The following is a 17,083-nucleotide window of genomic DNA, read 5'->3' as shown; positions in this document are numbered from 1 at the left end:
CGAAATGATTCTCTTCTAGTTAGCAAAACTTATAACACAGGATATGTCTCAAACACTCCCGAACTAATTAGTTCAACCGTCTATAAATAGGCTTCAAAAAATGACCTTCAAATAATTCATGAAGGCCATTTGTTAATATTAAGAAAGTAATTGAGCTACTATTTATTCTCTACACTAATAATAACTCGACGTTCGCTAGCATAGCAGGCCACCTGCTCTGTACGCGTTCCCTGGCATTGTTTCGATACCTGACTTTCTCCCATACTTTGAGAAGAAATATTAGAGCCAGAAAGTCCGTTATTAACTAATAATTTCTTAATCGCATCAGCGCGTCGTTGTCCCAACTGCATATTGCTATTTTCATCGCCGATCGGATCGGTGAAGCCAGTCACAACAATGTGCGGCTGATTATTTGCCTGACGCTTCAGCGTTGCCGTTAACTGCTGAATCGCTTTACGTCCTTCATTTGAAATATCGTCACTGCTCGCACTGGCAAAGTTAAACAGCAAGTCTGATGAAAACTCATAGTTATCATAAGACTGCGTCGTTCCTTCCTGGCAAGCAACGACTGATGATGCACGTGACAATAAGTGAATTTGCTGACGAGTTCCCACTAACTGCTGCTGTGCTTCAGATGCACTGGTCACCAGTGGACGTCCAGTGCCATCCAAACTGGCGCGGATATAGTAAGTTTTGCCTGCGGCCAGGTTGTCACGCCAAGGTTGCTGTTGCTTGCCCTGGTATGACGGAGCATCGTTAGTAAAACTTCCCAGTGAATGCGTACCTGGATTTAAACAAAAGGTGCTGTAGCTACCAGGCAATAACGCAGTCTGAAATTCACCATCAACATAAATGTGTGCCGGCGCAGTACTCACTGCATCCGATGGACGATAATAAACAACGCGAACCTGATCATTAGCGGCTGCTGGCATTGAGCGCCAAACGTTACCGAAATTATTTTGTGCCGTGGCACTAAATGCTGACATTGCTGACAAAGTGGCAAATGCAGCCAACAGCAGAATAGATTTATTTTTCATATTCACTCCAGAAAGTAGATATCTGACGACACCTACTTATGTCTCTCTTAAATTAATGATGTGATGTCTGATCCAATAACTCATTCATCTCAAAGGCAGTGTTATTTGTTATGTCATTAGCCATCAAGACACCCGTAGTCGTTATATCACTTGAACTTGAATTAAAGGAGATGTCATTTAGCAAAGCATTTTTTAAGTCATGCAATTCGACATTTTCCTCTTGCTGCTCACTAAATAAAGAAAAACTTTCCTTGGACAGCAGTTCAGATAAATCCATACCATTTAAGCTGTTAGTGAATAATTCGATATCTGGTGGTGCCGGCGCTTCTGTATCAACTTCAATTTCATAAATAGGCGTTTTAGCTGTAACTACACCATCGGCACTTTTAAAGGCAGCTTCAATATTATAAATATCATCGGCTAATTCAGGCGTGGTGTAACTCCATTTACCATCAGTATCCACCGTGGTTGAATGATAAGTGTGGCCATTCGCACCGGTAATCCACAAGTAAACAATATTGCCCGCTATGCCAGTCCCTTCAACAATCAACGTTGGGTCATTAACAGGATCACCAGGAGCAATAGGAACTTTATTTCCAGCTTCATTGTTATCTTTAAATATTCCTTCAATGGTGCCGGTCACTGGCACATTCGGATCGGGGATCACTTCCTCACCGGGATCGACCGGTTCAATGGGATGATTAATTTCAATGATCACTTTATCTGACGGTGCAGATTCATTTCCTGCAGGATCCGTCACGATAATTTGGAATTCATGCTCGCCATTATCAATGCCCTTTTCTGGCGTGAAGGTCCATTCACCTTTATCATCAACCACCGTACTGCCAATAATCTTGCCATTGTCGATGATCTTTATGATCTCGCCCTTCTGGCCTACGCCTTCCAGCGTTGGTGTGTTGTCTTCTGTTTCATCACCATTTTCGATCGCCTTGCCATCGTCATCGATGATTTTACCAATCCCATTGTTTTCTGGTGGAACGGTATCAACATCAACAATCCAGGGATCTGACGGCAAAGATTTATTTCCAACCTGATCGACCACGACAATGCTGAAATCATGTTTGCCATCGGCTAACACTGGGCTGGTAAATGTCCAATTACCCTCGCTATCGGCTTTAGCCGTGCCAACCAACTGGCCATCTTTCCAAACTTCAACAGTGGAGTCTTTTTCTGCTTTACCCGACAAGACTGGCGTGTTGTCTTTTGTCAGGCCACCGTTGGTGAGTTCTTTACCAGGCATAACGGTATCGTCAATCACACTGCCAATGGTGCCTTTGGCGGGAGCAGTGAGGTCAATGACGAAATCCCATGGATCGCTTGGTGCACTTACAACGCCTTTTTCGTTACGTTCACGCGTGGTAATGCTGTGATCACCGGCTGCCAGTGGAGTACCTGGCGTAAATGACCAGTTGCCATTTTCATCTACCGTGGTCTCACCAATTTTCGCACTGCCATCCCAGATTTCAATGACATTGCCTTTAGAACCTGTGCCGTTCAGTGTTGGCTGGGTATCGTCGGTTCTGCCACCTTTTGCGATCGGCCCAGTGATACTGCCCACGTCATCAATCAGCGAGCCAACCACAGGAACATGTACATCGCGCCCCCCATTGTCGCCGCCGCTGTCACCGCTACCCTCGCGGATGTTGTTGCCATTGTTATCATCCTGATACTTCTCTTTCGCAACCAAATAGCCTAAACCAGCTGCGGCGGCAATGGCGGCCAAGCCACCTAAGGCAATCAGTGCAGGTGACCATTCGAAACCCGACGCCAGCGCGAAGCCAGAATCCGTATCAATCGTTCCTTCACCCAATGCAAGTGCTGAGGTTTCGCCATCAGCCAGTGCGGCAGCATCGTGGTCTGAATCACCGTCGGTTGCGACGTATTCATGCATTGCGCCATCTTCAGCTTTACCCACTAATGAACCGGACTTTGAGAAGAAGTCTTCGATAATTAGATCAGGTTCATCAGCACTAGAGCCTTCGAGCATGACCAGCAAATTTTTGCCAACGCGCTTAACGGTAATGTTTTCCGGTGCTACACCGTCATTTCCCTGGGTAAGCAGATATTTACCATTGGTAATAGCCTGAATTTTTGCAGTTTTTCCATCCTGGCCAGCACGCAAAACTTCCGCTTTCGTTATCGTTTTCTTGTCGATAACCGCAACACTCACGGGCGAAACGTTCATGATAATTCCCTTCCGTCTATTTAATTTTGACTGCGCGATTGCGAACAAGCGCAGCAATCTCCCTGGCTTAGCCCATCCATGCGGGCTCAAAGTGAGCGACATAATCTAGAAAGAGGGTTTTCTGAGACATAAGAAACGTCCCGTTAGAGCAGAAAAACTGGCTCACGTTGTCAGAAATGGAGGGTACAACTAACTGATTGAAATAATGGCCGATTATGCACAGGGAAAAATTAGGGCAAAGGGAGTTTCAGAATCAGAACAAAGCTATAACAGATGATTTTCCTGAATTTTTTCACCCAAAAAATTCAGAAAACAGGTAATACGAGAAGAGAGGGATTGATTGCGATAATAGACTGCGTGAATCGGCAAGCGTAGCTCTCGCGTTTCATTTTCGAGCACTTGCACCAGTCGCCCTTCGGCACGATCTTCTCGACTGACAAAATCGGATAATCGTGCAATTCCTTGTCCTGCTAACGCTAATTGTCGCAGCGTTTCGCCACTGGATGCTGACAACGTTGGCTTAATGCGTAAAAACTCGCCTTCGCGCTGCCACACTGGCCAGACATTGTGTGCATCAAGCTGGCTAAAACCTAATAGCTGATGGTTTGCCAGTGCGGCTACGCTATCCGGTACACCATATTTATCGAGGTAAGCGGGACTGGCTAATAAGCGTATCGCGCTGCTGCCTAAAACGCGGGCGCGCAGGGTTGAATCACGCAATTCACCAATCCGAATCGCGATATCCGTTTGCTGTTCAAGCAAATCGATGACGATATCGTCAGTGTTTAGCTCGAGGTGGATCTGCGGATAACGCTGCCGAAACTCATCCATCAACGGCACAATCACATGAAGAGTAAATGGCGTGTTGGCATTCACGCGCAGTTTGCCAGAGGGAATATCACGACGCTGAGCGATTTGTTCTTCGGCATGCTCAACTGACGCCAGAATTTGGCGTGCGTGATCGAGAAAAATCAGCCCTTCCTCGGTCAAGGCTAATCGACGCGTTGTGCGATGCATTAGCGTGGTTTGTAGCTTTCCCTCAAGGCGGCTAAGTGCCCGGCTGATGCCTGAACTGGTTTGATCCAATTGCTCTGCGGCGGCCGTAAGCGAACCGGTATCGACCACCGTTACCCAGGCCTGTAACTCTTCCAATGTAATTTTCAAATTATCCTCTCCCAGAGAACAAGACCTGTCTTAGCGCTGCGCCCATCGCTTGTGCTTTAAATTACGCCACCTTCACTAGCGGCAGAATAGCATAATGCGCCATAAACCTCGGATGAGTAACGATTTGCGTCAGCAGCAGGCGGTGACGCAATTGCTGCAACAAGGGCGACGGGAAGAAGCCTGGCGTAAGATCCGTGCACATCTGACTTTAGCTCCTTATGATGGCTGGTTCCTGCATGAAGCCGCGCGACTAGCGCGGCGCGGCGGAGAGCTAGATATCGCTCAGCGCTACTATCAGCGCGCCTTAAAACTCACACCGCAGGATGCCGGACTGCTGAATGGTTTGGGTTTAACCCATTATGATGCGGGCCGTTTTACCGAGGCGGAGCAGCAATATCAAGCCGCTATTCGAGCACATTCCCATTACGCCGCCTGCCATAATAACTACGCTATTTTGCTGCACAAACAGCATCGCTATGCAGCTTCTTTAGAGCAATATCGTCATGCTTTACGCATTCAGCCGGATTATACCGAAGCGCGTTATGGCATGAGCACCTTGCTGGCGCATATGGGGCAACTTCAGGAAGCTGAAAGCCAACTGCAACAGGTGCTGCGTGAACGCCGTGGCGATCGTCGCTGCCGTAATGCACTCGGCATGGTGCAACTGCAACAAGGCAACTTTGCCGCTGGCTGGCAAAATTATCAGGCACGCTATGCACTAGATAACCCAGAACGCTTCTTTACCTTACCTAAATTACCCATACGTTACTGGCAAGGTGAAGATTTGCGCGGTAAAACGCTGCTGGTTCGCACTGAACAGGGATTAGGGGATGAAATTCAATTCTGCCGTTTTCTATCAAGGGTTAAAACTGAGAAATATGCGAATAAGGTGATCATGCTAGGCAGCTCAGCCTCGAAACCTTTGGTGGTTACACTGCCACACCTTGATGAATATCTGGTGCGTGAAGACCAACAGCATACGCTGCCGCAGGCCGATTACTGGTGTTCATTGCTCGATCTGCCGCAGCATTTCCTCGATTCTTCGCAGCCGTTTAGTGCACATCATCCTTATTTATTTAGTGCGCCCGAACATCAAGCACAATGGCCAATTGCTGGTGCTGGCAAGAAGATTGGTATCGTGTGGAAAGGCTCCACCGGACATAAAAATGATAACCAGCGTTCGTTGTCGCATTTGTCAGAACTGGCTTCGTTATTTGCACTGCCTAACATCGAGTGGATTAGCTTGCAGAAAGGCGCAGGGGAAGATGAAGTTGCTGAGTTTTCACAAATTCAGCCGCTGGGTGCTAAATTCGCCAACTATCAGGATACTGCCGCGGTTATCTCTCAGTTAGATTTGGTGATTGGCGTCGATACTTCGGTGATTCATCTGGCAGGCGCACTCGGCAAACCTTGTTGGGTATTGCTGCCGGCGTGGGCGCGTGATTGGCGTTGGTTGGCGGATCGTGAGGATTCACCGTGGTATCCGCAAATGCGCCTGTTTGCGCGCGGGCATGATGAAGCATGGCATAACGTCATTTCGCGAGTAAAACAGGCGTTACAGCCATAAAAAGGGACGCCGTAGCGTCCCTTTTTTTTAAACTTCGAGGTCGGCTAAATCGCCTTTCTCTTGCAGCCAATTGCGGCGATCTTCCGAACGTTTCTTCGCGAGCAGCATATCCATCACGCGCAGTGTTTGTTCGACATCATCATCACTGACTGTCAATTGCACCAAACGACGTGTATTGGGATCCAGTGTGGTTTCACGCAGTTGCAGCGGGTTCATTTCACCCAGACCTTTAAAGCGCTGCACATTCGGCTTGCCTTTCTTGCGCTTTAACTGCTCAAGCACACCCTCTTTCTCGTCCTCATCCAGCGCGTAATACACTTCTTTGCCCAGATCGATGCGATACAGCGGCGGCATCGCCACATACACATGGCCGTGTTGCACTAGCGAACGGAAGTGCTTCACGAATAATGCACACAACAAAGTAGCGATGTGCAAACCATCGGAGTCCGCATCCGCAAGGATACAGATCTTGCCGTAACGCAGCTGGCTGAGATCTTCGCTATCAGGATCGATACCGATCGCCACCGAGATATCATGCACTTCCTGCGAGGCCAGCACTTCGTCTGAAGAGACTTCCCAGGTATTGAGGATCTTACCTTTCAACGGCATGATCGCCTGATAATCACGATCGCGCGCCTGCTTAGCCGATCCGCCCGCAGAATCCCCTTCGACCAGGAACAGCTCGGTTTTATTCAGATCTTGCGCGGTGCAGTCAGCCAGCTTGCCCGGCAACGCGGGTCCGCTGGTGAGCTTTTTACGCACCACTTTCTTGGCGGCACGCATGCGTCGCTGCGCGCTGGAGATCGCCAATTCGGCCAGCATTTCAGCGGCTTGTACGTTTTGATTCAGCCACAGACTAAAGGCATCTTTTACCACCGCCGAGACAAACGCAGCGCACTGACGTGACGACAAACGCTCTTTTGTTTGACCAGCAAATTGTGGATCCTGCATTTTCACCGACAGCACGTAAGCGCAGCGATCCCAAATATCTTCCGCCGAAAGCTTCACGCCACGCGGCAGGATGTTGCGGAATTCGCAAAACTCACGCATGGCATCCAGCAAGCCCTGACGCAATCCATTAACGTGGGTGCCGCCTTGCATAGTCGGAATCAGGTTGACGTAACTTTCCGTCAGCAATTCGCCGCCTTCTGGCAGCCATAGCAGCGCCCAATCCACCGCTTCCACGTCACCGGCAAAGCTGCCGACAAACGGTTTTTCTGGCAGCGTTGGCAGGCCGTTAACCGCTTCGCACAGATAATCGGTCAAACCATCCTGATACATCCAGGTCTGTTCGGTGTCATTGACCTTGTCTTTAAAGACAATTTCAACGCCCGGGCACAGTACCGCTTTGGCTTTTAACAGATGGGATAGACGAGAAACCGAGAAGCGCGGGCTATCAAAGAAGCTTTCATCTGGCCAGAAGTGCACGCTGGTGCCGGTATTGCGTTTGCCGACAGTGCCGGTGACGGTGAGATCCTGCACCTTATCGCCATTTTCAAACGCGATCTGATAGATTTCACCGTTACGACGCACGGTGACTTCCACGCGCTTGGATAAGGCGTTAACCACCGAGATCCCCACGCCGTGCAGGCCGCCAGAGAATTGATAGTTTTTGTTGGAGAATTTACCGCCCGCATGCAGACGGCAGAGAATCAGCTCAACCGCAGGCACGCCTTCTTCCGGATGGATATCCACCGGCATGCCGCGACCATCATCGATAACTTCCAATGACTGATCGGCATGAAGAATCACTTCCACACGTTTGGCGTGACCGGCCAGCGCCTCATCGACGCTGTTATCGATCACTTCCTGGCCCAAATGGTTTGGACGCGTGGTGTCGGTGTACATCCCCGGACGACGACGCACCGGTTCAAGGCCGGTTAAGACCTCAATGGCATCGGCATTATAGCTAGATTGGCTCATCGTAAATGTCTGATTAGCAATAGGAAAATGGCCCCACCTCGCAAAGCTACTGGGAGTTTAATCCCAGAAAATCAATCATCTGTGCGAAATGGCGTTCGAATCCGATATAGGCATGATTGCCGCCCTCTTCAACCGTCTGGCGGCATGCGCTGTAATACTCCAGCGCCTGGCGATAGTCGAGAATTTCATCGCCGGTTTGTTGCAGCAGCCAAAGCAAATCAGGCGCTTCAAGAGGGTCAATCTGCATCACTTTCAGATCGTAAATGTGGCGAGACTCTAACACATATTGCTGGCCGGTGTAGGGATTACGATTTTCACCCAGGTAATCCACCAGCAGCTCAAACGGCCGCACTGCTGGATTCACCACCACCGCCGGCAACATAAAACACTGTGATAACCAGGTGGCAAAATAACCGCCAAGTGACGATCCCACCAACCCCAGCGGTTCACCGGCATATTGCATCACCAGATCTTCCAACATGCTGGCGGCTTCGGCGGGAAATGAAGGTAATTGCGGCACCAGCACATTGATGTGTGGATGCTGCTCACTGGCCCATTGCTGCAACTGGGTGGCTTTCGCCGATTGCGGGGAACTGTTGAATCCATGCAGATAGATCAGCGCCGCCATTGTTCAGTAGCCCTCAGAATCAAGATCGGGGCGGAACATATCACTTTGCAAGCGGTTCACTTCGGTTTGAAGTGTGCCGTCTGGCTGCAAGGTAAACCAACGCCAGCCGGGCGCAACCGTATCAATGGTGAAATTGGTGCAGTGCGGCTTGAACTGCACGCAGGTGGAAGGCGAAGCCAGCACGCGGCGACCATGCCAATCAAGATCGAGCTCCTGATGAATATGGCCACACACCAGATTGCGCGCACGCGGGAAGTGTTGCAGCACCGCTTCCAGCTGATGAGGATTGCGCAAGCTATGTTGATCCAGCCAGGTACAACCGGAAGCCAGCGGATGATGATGCAGGAGCACCAAAGTGTGGCGTTCCGGATGTTTGCGCAGCGCGGCATCCAGCCATTCAAGCTGGTATTCACTCAGCATGCCGTGCGGCACGCCAAACACCTGGCTATCCAGCAACACCAGTTGCCAGTGATCACCCAGCAGAACGTGTTTGTCTGACTTGATGCCAGCATCGGCCAAAGTATTAACCATCGCCGGCTGGAAATCGTGATTGCCCGGCAGCCAGACACACGGCTTCGGCAGGCGAGTAATGCCCGCTACAAAATGTTGGTAAGCTTCGACGGTGTGATCCTGAGCGAGATCGCCAGTGGCGATGATCAGATCATAATCGTGCTGTTGTGCCTCAATGGCATCCAGCACCGCATCAAAACTCGACCAGGTGTTAACCCCAAGCAGCGATTGATGTTTTCCAGCAAAAAGATGGGTATCCGTGATTTGTAAAATCCTGATATCAGACCCATTGATTGCAGGAAGAGTTAGCAGGCTATCCAAAGCGTTTCCTTAATCTCCACGCCATCGTTGCGTTTTACGCTATCAGCAAACTGGCACGGCCACTGCGCCGTGCGCCAGGCAGTAGCGCAACCAATCCGCAAGGAACTGGTTAATCTGATGTTTTTCATCGCGCTGATGCAATTTTTTATTAGGATAATCATAGCGCGCTTTAAATCGGTAGATCTGTTTAGTGGAACACACTTCAGCGACCATCGCATCATGGTAGAGCCGCACAGACATTGAAGGCAGGCTCCAGTAGCTCACCGCCGGCGCGACCTGGCGAACTTCAACCAGCGTGGTATAACGCGTCGACTCTTCGATGGTGAGCTGATAGCTGGCGCCATTCACCTGATAGATCACCGATGCACCTGCCTCGTCATTGCGCGGCAGCAGGCGACGCAACTGTGCGAAATTGGTTTCGCAAAGTCGCATCATTTCCGGGAAATCAGGGGTATAGCGCTGTTTCATATAGGCTTCCACTCTTGTCGTAGTTTCTCATGGTGCAACGCCAGCCATTGCAGGGCGATGACAGATGCCGCGTTATCAATGATCCCCTCTTCAACCCAGCGATAAGCCTGTTCCCGGCTGACCACATGGACAAGAATATCCTCATTCTCTTCCTCCAGCCCGTGATTTCCTTGCGCCAGGCTGGCATCCACTTCGCCCACCAACACCGATAAACGTTCAGACGTTCCGCCCGGGCTGGCTAAGTAATTTACTATCGATTTGACACGTCCAACCTTGAGGCCAGCTTCTTCTACCGCCTCTCGCCGCGCCACATCTTCAGGCGTTTCACCGGGTTCGATAATCCCAGCCACCATTTCCAGCAGCCAGGGCGTTGGGCTGGAATCATACGCCGGAATGCGGATCTGTTCGATCAGCACCACCTCGTCGCGTAAGGGATCATAGGGTAGCAGCACGGCGGCGTGTCCGCGCTCAAAAACTTCGCGCACCACTTCACCGCTCATTTCGCCATTAAAACGACGGTGGCGAAACCGGTAGCTGACAATGGAAAAAAAACCATCGTAACGTGTTTCGCGTGCAATAATTTCTACATCGTTTTTTGTGAAAGTCACAGGGGATTTTTTTTCACTCACCATCGTCTGGTTCCTTATGCAGATTGGGATGGAGCAAAGAAAAGCCAAGCCTACCGCTCCTTCCGAGTGGTTCTTTTTGAATTATTTACGTAAATTAGGGGAAGAAGGCACGTTCAGCCAACTTATCTCTGACGCCGCCTCTGTAGAATCGGCGATTATTTTTTTGGCTTATACCTGCAGCACTACCAGTGCAATTTGCTGCAACAAAAGGAATGCAAATGAAAAAACTGCTCCCACTTTTAATTGGGCTGGGCTTGGGCGGATTCAGCCTTGCCAGCCAGGCAGAAAACCTGTTGCAGGTCTATCAGCAGGCGCGCCTCAGCAACCCTGATCTGCGTGCTTCCGCCGCCGATCGCGACGCTGCATTTGAGAAAATCAACGAAGCGCGTAGTCCTTTATTGCCGCAGTTAGGCTTGGGCGCAGATTATACCTATAACAACGGCTACCGTGACAGCAGCGGACTTCATTCCAACACGACCAGCGCATCACTGCAATTAACTCAATCTATTTTCGATATGTCGAAATGGCGTGCGCTGTCGTTGCAGGAAAAACAAGCCGGTATTCAAGACGTCACCTATCAGGTTGCCCAGCAAGACCTGATTCTGAATAGTGCGACGGCCTATTTCAATGTGTTAAAGGCAATCGATACGCTTTCTTACACCGAAGCACAGAAACAATCGATTTATCGCGAATTGGATCAAACCACGCAGCGTTTTAATGTTGGCTTGGTAGCGATCACTGACGTGCAGAATGCGCGTGCACAATATGACTCCGTTTTGGCTAACGAAGTGACTGCGCGTAACAACCTTGATAACGCCGTGGAATCTCTGCGTCAGATTACCGGTATGGATTATCTGTCGTTGGCGTCACTGAATATCGATCGTTTCAAAACCACGCGTCCAGATGCCGTTGCCAACCTGTTGAAAGAGTCCGAAAGCCGCAACCTGACGTTGCTCTCTGCGCGTTTGAGCCAGGATCTGGCGCGTGAGCAGATTCGCTCGGCAGAAACCGGCCATATGCCAACCTTAGATCTGACTGCTTCAACCGGTCTTTCCAACAGCAAGTATGGCGGCAGCCGTGCCAACCAAAGTTCTGGCACTACCGATTCGATCACCGGTTCTAACCAGGTGGGTCTGAGCTTCACCATGCCATTGTACAGTGGCGGTTCTGTAACTTCTCAGGTGAAGCAGGCGCAATACAACTACGTTGCGGCCAGCGAGCAGTTGGAAGGCGCACATCGTAGCGCGGTGCAAACTGTACGTTCATCCTTCAATAACGTGAATGCCTCGATCAGCAGCATCGATGCTTACAAGCAGGCAGTGGTTTCCGCCCAAAGTTCATTGGATGCGATGGAAGCTGGTTATCAGGTTGGTACGCGTACCATCGTTGATGTGTTAGATGCGACCACCACGCTGTTCAATGCGAAGCAGCAGCTTTCCGATGCGCGTTATAGCTATCTGATTAACCAGCTGAATATCAAATATGCGCTGGGTACGCTGAACGAGCAGGATCTGCAGCAGCTTAACAGCACGCTGGGCAAAGAAGTGACAACCACGCCAGAAGTGGTTGCGCCGGAAAATAACCAGCAGGCTGCGCGTGTGGATAACGGTCCGAAAGCGACATCAGCTTCCGCCGCCGCAAAAGCCCGTCCAGCGGCTACGCGCAGCAGCGGAAATCCTTTCGGTAACTAATGCTTAAAGGGGTCGCTTGCGGCCCCTCTCTCATCTAATCGTATAACAACGTAAAGATCCTCTCGCCATCTGGCTTCTAGCTTCAATTTTCACCACTCATCCCCTATCCTAAGCCCCACCTTTGGGCACAGGATGAAAATAATGAAACGGACGAAAAATATTCGCCATGCCGCTTTTCGTAAAAGTTGGCAGGCACGCCATTTAACGCCAGTTGCACTCGCTGTTAGCGCCGTGTTTATGCTGGCTGGTTGCGAACAAAGTGATGAAACAGTCTCGCTGTATCAAAACGCGGATGATTGTGCAAAAGCCAATCCTAGCCAGAGCGCGCAATGCACGACTGCATACAACAACGCGCTGAAAGAAGCAGAACGTACCGCACCGAAATACGCTACGCGCGAAGATTGTGTGGCTGAATTTGGTGAGAATCAGTGCCAGCAAACTCCGGCTCAGGCTGGCGTTGGCACCACCGCGAATAATGCTGAAGCACAGCAAAGCGGCAGTTTCTGGATGCCATTAATGGCAGGCTACATGATGGGACGCATGATGAGCGGCGGCGCAGGCTTTGCTCAACAACCGCTGTTCTCGCCAAAAAATCCTAATAGCCCGGCAAATGGCAAATTCGTTGATGCATCCGGCAAGAACTACGGCAATGCCACAACGGGCCGCAGCATTAATGTACCTAAAACAGCCATGGCGCCAAAACCGGCTACCACTTCAACCATTACCCGTGGCGGTTTTGGTGATAGCGTAGCCAAACAAAATACCATGCAGCGCAGCAGCGCTTCAGGTACGAGTAGCCGCTCGCTGGGAGGCTAAGCCGCAGCATGCAACGTATTGCAATCAGTGAACGCCCAGACTGGCGTGAAAAAGCCAGCGAATATGGCTTCCAGTTCCACACCATGTATGGCGAGCCTTACTGGTGTGAGGATGCTTATTATCAATTCACGCTCGCTCAGGTTGAACAATTGGAAGACACCACCGCCGAATTGCATCAAATGTGCCTGCAAGCGGTAGAGAAAGTGGTGAACAGCGATGAGCTGCTTACCCGCTTCTGCATCCCAAAACACACCTGGGATTTCGTGCGTGAATCGTGGAAATTACGCCAGCCTTCACTCTATTCACGCCTCGATTTGGCATGGGATGGTAAAGGCGATGCCAAACTGCTGGAAAATAATGCCGATACACCGACTTCGCTGTACGAAGCGGCGTTTTTCCAATGGATCTGGCTAGAAGATCAGGTTAAAGCGGGCAACTTGCCGCAAGGTAGTGACCAGTTCAACAGCTTGCAGGAAAAACTGATTGAACGCTTCGCTACTCTGCATCAGCAATTCGGTTTTACCTGGCTGCACTTCGCTTGCTGCCGCGACACCGAAGAGGATCGCGCCACGGTGCAATATCTACAGGATTGCGCGACTGAGGCTGGCCTACCGAGTGAATTTCTTTACATCGACGATATTGGTTTGGGTGAAAGAGGCCAGTTTACTAATGTGAACGATCAGGTCATCAGCAATCTGTTCAAGCTTTATCCGTGGGAGTTTATGCTGCGGGAAGTGTTCTCCACCAAACTGGCGGATGCCGGTGTGCGTTGGCTGGAACCCGCATGGAAAAGCATTATTTCCAATAAAGCGCTGCTGCCGCTGCTGTGGGAAATGTTCCCTAATCATCCTAACTTGCTGCCTGCCTATTTCGCGGATGATAAAAACGCTCCGCAGATGGACAAGTACGTGGTGAAACCGCTGTTTTCACGCGAAGGTGCCAATATTCGCATTATTGAAAACGGTCAGGAAATCGCCCGCGCCGATGGACCTTACGGCGAAGAAGGCATGATCATTCAGCAGTTCTATCAACTGCCAAAATTTGGTGACAGCTATACGCTGATCGGCAGTTGGCTGATTGACGATCAACCTGCGGGAATCGGCATACGTGAAGATCGCGCGTTGATCACCCAAGATCTGTCGCGCTTCTATCCGCACACTTTTATTGAGTAATGGCTGAACCGCCCAAGTATATTGGGCGGTTCTGTTTAGCCAATCTGCACCGACATCATGCTGATCGCGCCCATTTCCATGCCTTCAACCGGAATGGTGATCGCTTCATCCGCAGCGCGCGCCCCCAGAATATACAGCAGCGGCAGATAATGCTCAGGTGTTGGGTTTGCTTGTTGTGCGTCCGGATGCTGCATAAAGTTCACCAGCGGATGATCCATGGCATCGCCCTGAAAATCCAAATTCTCACGCACGAACTGATCAAAATTCTCCGCCCACGGATAGGCAGTTTCTGCGCCCTGCCAGCGCAACATACGCAAGTTATGCACCACGTTGCCGCTAGCAACGATCATCACGCCTTCGTCACGTAAAGTCGCCAGCTTGCGGCCTAACTCAAAGTGCCACTCCGCCGGTTTGGTGCCATCGATACTGAGCTGCACCACGGGAATATCCGCTTCGGGATACATTTTTGCCAGCACGCCCCACGAACCATGATCGAAGCCCCATTCCTGATCGGCATGCACCGCAATTGGTTTTAATAAATCAATGACTTGTTGAGCCAATTCAGGCGATCCCGGCGCAGGATAACGCACATCAAACAGCGCCTGAGGAAAGCCGCCAAAATCATGAATGGTGCGGGGATTACTCATCGCCGTCACCGCAGTGCCACGGGTATACCAGTGCGCCGATACAGCAAGAATGGCGCGCGGACGCGGCAATGTCGCGCCCAAATGCTGCCACGTTTGGGTATAACGGTTATCTTCCAATACGTTCATTGGGCTGCCATGACCAAGGAACAGGGCTGGCATGCGATTGTGGCTCATGATTATTCCTCTAACGAAGTGTCGCTTTGTTAACCGCTACGATACGCGCTTTCCCTGTGGGATTAACGCTGATAAGCATGATGATCTCCATCAAGATATTTGAATGAATATTTCGTGAAACATTATCAGCAAGATTTGTCGCAATATTGTGATGGGACTTATTACATATCAGTAAGATAGGCCACTCAGTGGGTTGAGCGAGACCGGTCTTGTTACGCCACGCGGAAGGAATTCTTACACTCCACGCGATTTTATAAAAAAGAGCAGTGGAAAGTATGTTAATTCAGGGAGCAATACTTTGTTTGGCGATGAACATCTACCATGAAGCCCGCGGTGAGCCTGTGAAAGGGCAAATCGCGGTTGGAACGGTGACCATGAATCGCGCGAATTGGGATGTCAAAGAGATCTGCCCTGTGGTGTACGCACCCAAGCAGTTCTCCTGGACGTCTCTAAAGAAAAATCCTCATAGCTATCCACCCAAAGGAGATAAAAGTTGGCAACGCGCCAGGCAATTGGCAAAGAAGATTGTTGAAGGGGAATTACAAGACGTGACCAAAGGTGCAACTTATTTCCATGCACACAGCGTCAAACCGGTATGGCGTCATACTTTTCAACGTACCGTGGTGATTGGTAATCACGTGTTTTACGCCAGCCGTTAGGGCAAAAAGAGAGGCCGGATGATATTTCCGGCCTCTTTTTTTCGACATCAATTCAATTAGCTGGCTTGGCGCGTTTCACGCTGACGACGATAAGCAACCAAATCTTCAATGGTGACTACCGGCATATCATGTTGCTTGGCAAACACAATCGCTTCTGGCGCATGCGCCATGCTGCCGTCATCATTGGTCAATTCACACAGCACGCCGGCCGGCTTGAATCCAGCCAATGTCACCAGATCGATGGTGGCTTCAGTGTGGCCGCCGCGGGTTAATACGCCGCCTTCGCTGGCACGCAGCGGGAAAACATGGCCCGGACGATTGAGATCGCTCGGCTTGGTGCCATCAGCCACCGCAGTACGAATAGTCGTAATGCGATCGGCTGCTGATACACCGGTGGTCACGCCGCTTGCCGCTTCAATGGTGACGGTAAAACCGGTGCCATAAGCGCTGGTATTGGTTTCCACCATCATCGGTAATTCGAGTTGCTGACGGCGTTCTTCAGTGATGCAAAGACAAACAATACCGCTGCCGTGGCGGATAGTTAATGCCATCTGTTCTACGGTCATGGTTTCGGCGGCGAAGATCATATCGCCTTCGTTTTCACGATTTTCATCGTCAAGCACCATTACACCACGTCCATTACGTAGCGCATCAATGGCGCGTTCTACACGCTGTTCAGGCGTGCCAAATTCAGAAAGAAGCGTCTGATTCATGGTAAAAAAACCTTATATAGAAATATGAGTTACCAGAACCAGGGCGTGCTTAGGAGTGCGTACAAAACACATGGCAAAAACGAGACGCGGGCAAAGCCCGGCTGATGTCGTTACCCTCTCCCATCCGGACTCTAACCGTCGGCTCCGGAATTACACCGGATCTGCTGACCTTTCACTTTGCAGCGAAAGCGCTCGCGGGCTTTCAGCTAAAGCTGATTTACCGCCGGTGGGGAATTTCGCCCCGCCCTGAGAATAAGCGAAATAATCATAGCGCCAATCATCTGGACGGGCAATCGACAAAACTGCAATTGCTTTTGCATTTCCTGCGTTGTGGATTTCAGGTTTAACCTTTTCGTTTCAGGCATTACACTTAGTACTTATTGAGTCCGAACACGCGCAGCTATCGGCCACCGTAACCAGGAAATAATCATGATCGACACGAAAAAAATTGAACAACTGGCTCGCCAGGTACACGAAGCGATGCCGAAAGGAATCCGTGATTTTGGCGACGATGTCGAAAAGAAAATCCGTCAGGTATTGCAGGCACAGTTAACGCGCATGGACTTGGTTAACCGTGAAGAGTTCGATGTGCAGACGCAGGTGTTGCTGCGCACGCGTGAGAAATTGGCCGCGTTAGAACAACGCTTAGCCAAGCTGGAAAGTGAAAGTCCTGCGGCTCCGGCTCCAGCGGTTGTGACGCCCGATCCAGCAGGAAAGATCGATACGCCACAGTAATTTTTAGGGCGGGTGTCATCCCG

General features: G+C 50.4%; 16 protein-coding genes and 1 riboswitch. Of the genes, 6 read left to right on the top strand and 10 right to left on the bottom strand.

Translation table 11 applies throughout. From position 1 onward, the window contains the following. Window positions 1–158: 158 nt before the first annotated feature. The 3 genes from ACPUC7_RS05480 to ACPUC7_RS05470 form a co-directional block, all read right to left on the bottom strand. The gene (locus ACPUC7_RS05480; RefSeq protein ID WP_494922057.1) at window positions 159–1,037 is read right to left on the bottom strand and encodes an OmpA family protein; all 879 of its coding nucleotides are present in this window, start codon (window positions 1,035–1,037) and stop codon (window positions 159–161) included. Window positions 1,038–1,089: 52 nt separating this feature from the next. Then, the gene (locus ACPUC7_RS05475) at window positions 1,090–3,243 is read right to left on the bottom strand and encodes an Ig-like domain-containing protein (RefSeq protein ID WP_494922056.1); all 2,154 of its coding nucleotides are present in this window, start codon (window positions 3,241–3,243) and stop codon (window positions 1,090–1,092) included. Window positions 3,244–3,507: 264 nt separating this feature from the next. Then, complete coding sequence (locus ACPUC7_RS05470; protein ID WP_494922055.1) at window positions 3,508–4,407, bottom strand: LysR substrate-binding domain-containing protein; 900 nt, start codon at window positions 4,405–4,407, stop codon at window positions 3,508–3,510. A 112-nt stretch (window positions 4,408–4,519) separates the two neighbouring features. Between ACPUC7_RS05470 and ACPUC7_RS05465 the strand changes: the two genes are divergently transcribed. Continuing rightward, complete coding sequence (locus ACPUC7_RS05465; protein ID WP_494922054.1) at window positions 4,520–5,974, top strand: tetratricopeptide repeat protein; 1,455 nt, start codon at window positions 4,520–4,522, stop codon at window positions 5,972–5,974. Window positions 5,975–6,001: 27 nt separating this feature from the next. Here the strand turns inward: ACPUC7_RS05465 and parE are convergent, their stop codons facing one another. Genes parE through nudF form a run of 5 tightly spaced genes read right to left on the bottom strand, consistent with a single transcriptional unit; the run spans window position 6,002 to window position 10,456 of the window. Next, window positions 6,002–7,897, bottom strand: a complete 1,896-nt coding sequence (parE, locus tag ACPUC7_RS05460) for a DNA topoisomerase IV subunit B (protein ID WP_494922053.1) — start codon at window positions 7,895–7,897, stop codon at window positions 6,002–6,004. A 46-nt stretch (window positions 7,898–7,943) separates the two neighbouring features. Then, window positions 7,944–8,525, bottom strand: coding sequence for an esterase YqiA (gene yqiA / locus ACPUC7_RS05455; protein WP_494922052.1), 582 nt, complete (start codon window positions 8,523–8,525; stop codon window positions 7,944–7,946). Window positions 8,526–8,528: 3 nt separating this feature from the next. Further along, complete coding sequence (cpdA, locus tag ACPUC7_RS05450; RefSeq protein WP_494922051.1) at window positions 8,529–9,356, bottom strand: 3',5'-cyclic-AMP phosphodiesterase; 828 nt, start codon at window positions 9,354–9,356, stop codon at window positions 8,529–8,531. A 42-nt stretch (window positions 9,357–9,398) separates the two neighbouring features. After that, window positions 9,399–9,824 carry a DUF1249 family protein gene (locus tag ACPUC7_RS05445; RefSeq protein WP_008103400.1) on the bottom strand — a complete coding sequence of 142 codons (426 nt, stop codon included), beginning with the start codon at window positions 9,822–9,824 and terminating at the stop codon, window positions 9,399–9,401. After that, window positions 9,821–10,456, bottom strand: a complete 636-nt coding sequence (nudF, locus tag ACPUC7_RS05440) for an ADP-ribose diphosphatase (protein ID WP_494922050.1) — start codon at window positions 10,454–10,456, stop codon at window positions 9,821–9,823. Before nudF ends, ACPUC7_RS05445 begins: the two co-directional genes overlap by 4 nt. A 215-nt stretch (window positions 10,457–10,671) precedes the next feature. On the opposite strand from nudF, the gene tolC reads away from it, so the two are divergent. From tolC to ACPUC7_RS05425, 3 genes are all read left to right on the top strand, one after another. Beyond that, window positions 10,672–12,144 carry an outer membrane channel protein TolC gene (gene tolC, locus ACPUC7_RS05435; protein WP_343550726.1) on the top strand — a complete coding sequence of 491 codons (1,473 nt, stop codon included), beginning with the start codon at window positions 10,672–10,674 and terminating at the stop codon, window positions 12,142–12,144. Between the two features lie 141 nt (window positions 12,145–12,285). Then, complete coding sequence (locus ACPUC7_RS05430) at window positions 12,286–12,960, top strand: DUF1190 family protein (RefSeq protein WP_494922049.1); 675 nt, start codon at window positions 12,286–12,288, stop codon at window positions 12,958–12,960. Window positions 12,961–12,968: 8 nt separating this feature from the next. After that, entirely contained in the window at window positions 12,969–14,132 is a 1,164-nt protein-coding gene (locus ACPUC7_RS05425) for a glutathionylspermidine synthase family protein (protein ID WP_494922048.1), read from the top strand. A gap of 35 nt (window positions 14,133–14,167) precedes the next feature. Here the strand turns inward: ACPUC7_RS05425 and ygiD are convergent, their stop codons facing one another. Further along, complete coding sequence (gene ygiD / locus ACPUC7_RS05420; protein WP_494922047.1) at window positions 14,168–14,953, bottom strand: 4,5-DOPA-extradiol-dioxygenase; 786 nt, start codon at window positions 14,951–14,953, stop codon at window positions 14,168–14,170. A gap of 275 nt (window positions 14,954–15,228) precedes the next feature. Here ygiD and ACPUC7_RS05415 point away from each other — a divergent pair, with 275 nt between their 5' ends. After that, window positions 15,229–15,612 carry a cell wall hydrolase gene (locus ACPUC7_RS05415; RefSeq protein WP_494922046.1) on the top strand — a complete coding sequence of 128 codons (384 nt, stop codon included), beginning with the start codon at window positions 15,229–15,231 and terminating at the stop codon, window positions 15,610–15,612. Between the two features lie 56 nt (window positions 15,613–15,668). Here the strand turns inward: ACPUC7_RS05415 and ribB are convergent, their stop codons facing one another. After that, window positions 15,669–16,325: a 3,4-dihydroxy-2-butanone-4-phosphate synthase gene (gene ribB / locus ACPUC7_RS05410; protein WP_494922045.1), complete on the bottom strand. Its 657-nt coding sequence runs from the start codon at window positions 16,323–16,325 to the stop codon at window positions 15,669–15,671. A 108-nt stretch (window positions 16,326–16,433) separates the two neighbouring features. Then, window positions 16,434–16,583: riboswitch (FMN riboswitch) on the bottom strand. Window positions 16,584–16,754: 171 nt separating this feature from the next. On the opposite strand from ribB, the gene ubiK reads away from it, so the two are divergent. After that, complete coding sequence (gene ubiK, locus ACPUC7_RS05405; RefSeq protein WP_034828368.1) at window positions 16,755–17,060, top strand: ubiquinone biosynthesis accessory factor UbiK; 306 nt, start codon at window positions 16,755–16,757, stop codon at window positions 17,058–17,060. Window positions 17,061–17,083: the final 23 nt, after the last annotated feature.

This window comes from Pantoea sp. CFCC18179 (assembly GCF_059412405.1).
Note: the sequence above shows the minus strand (reverse complement) of the source record. Positions and strands in the feature narration are given on the sequence as shown.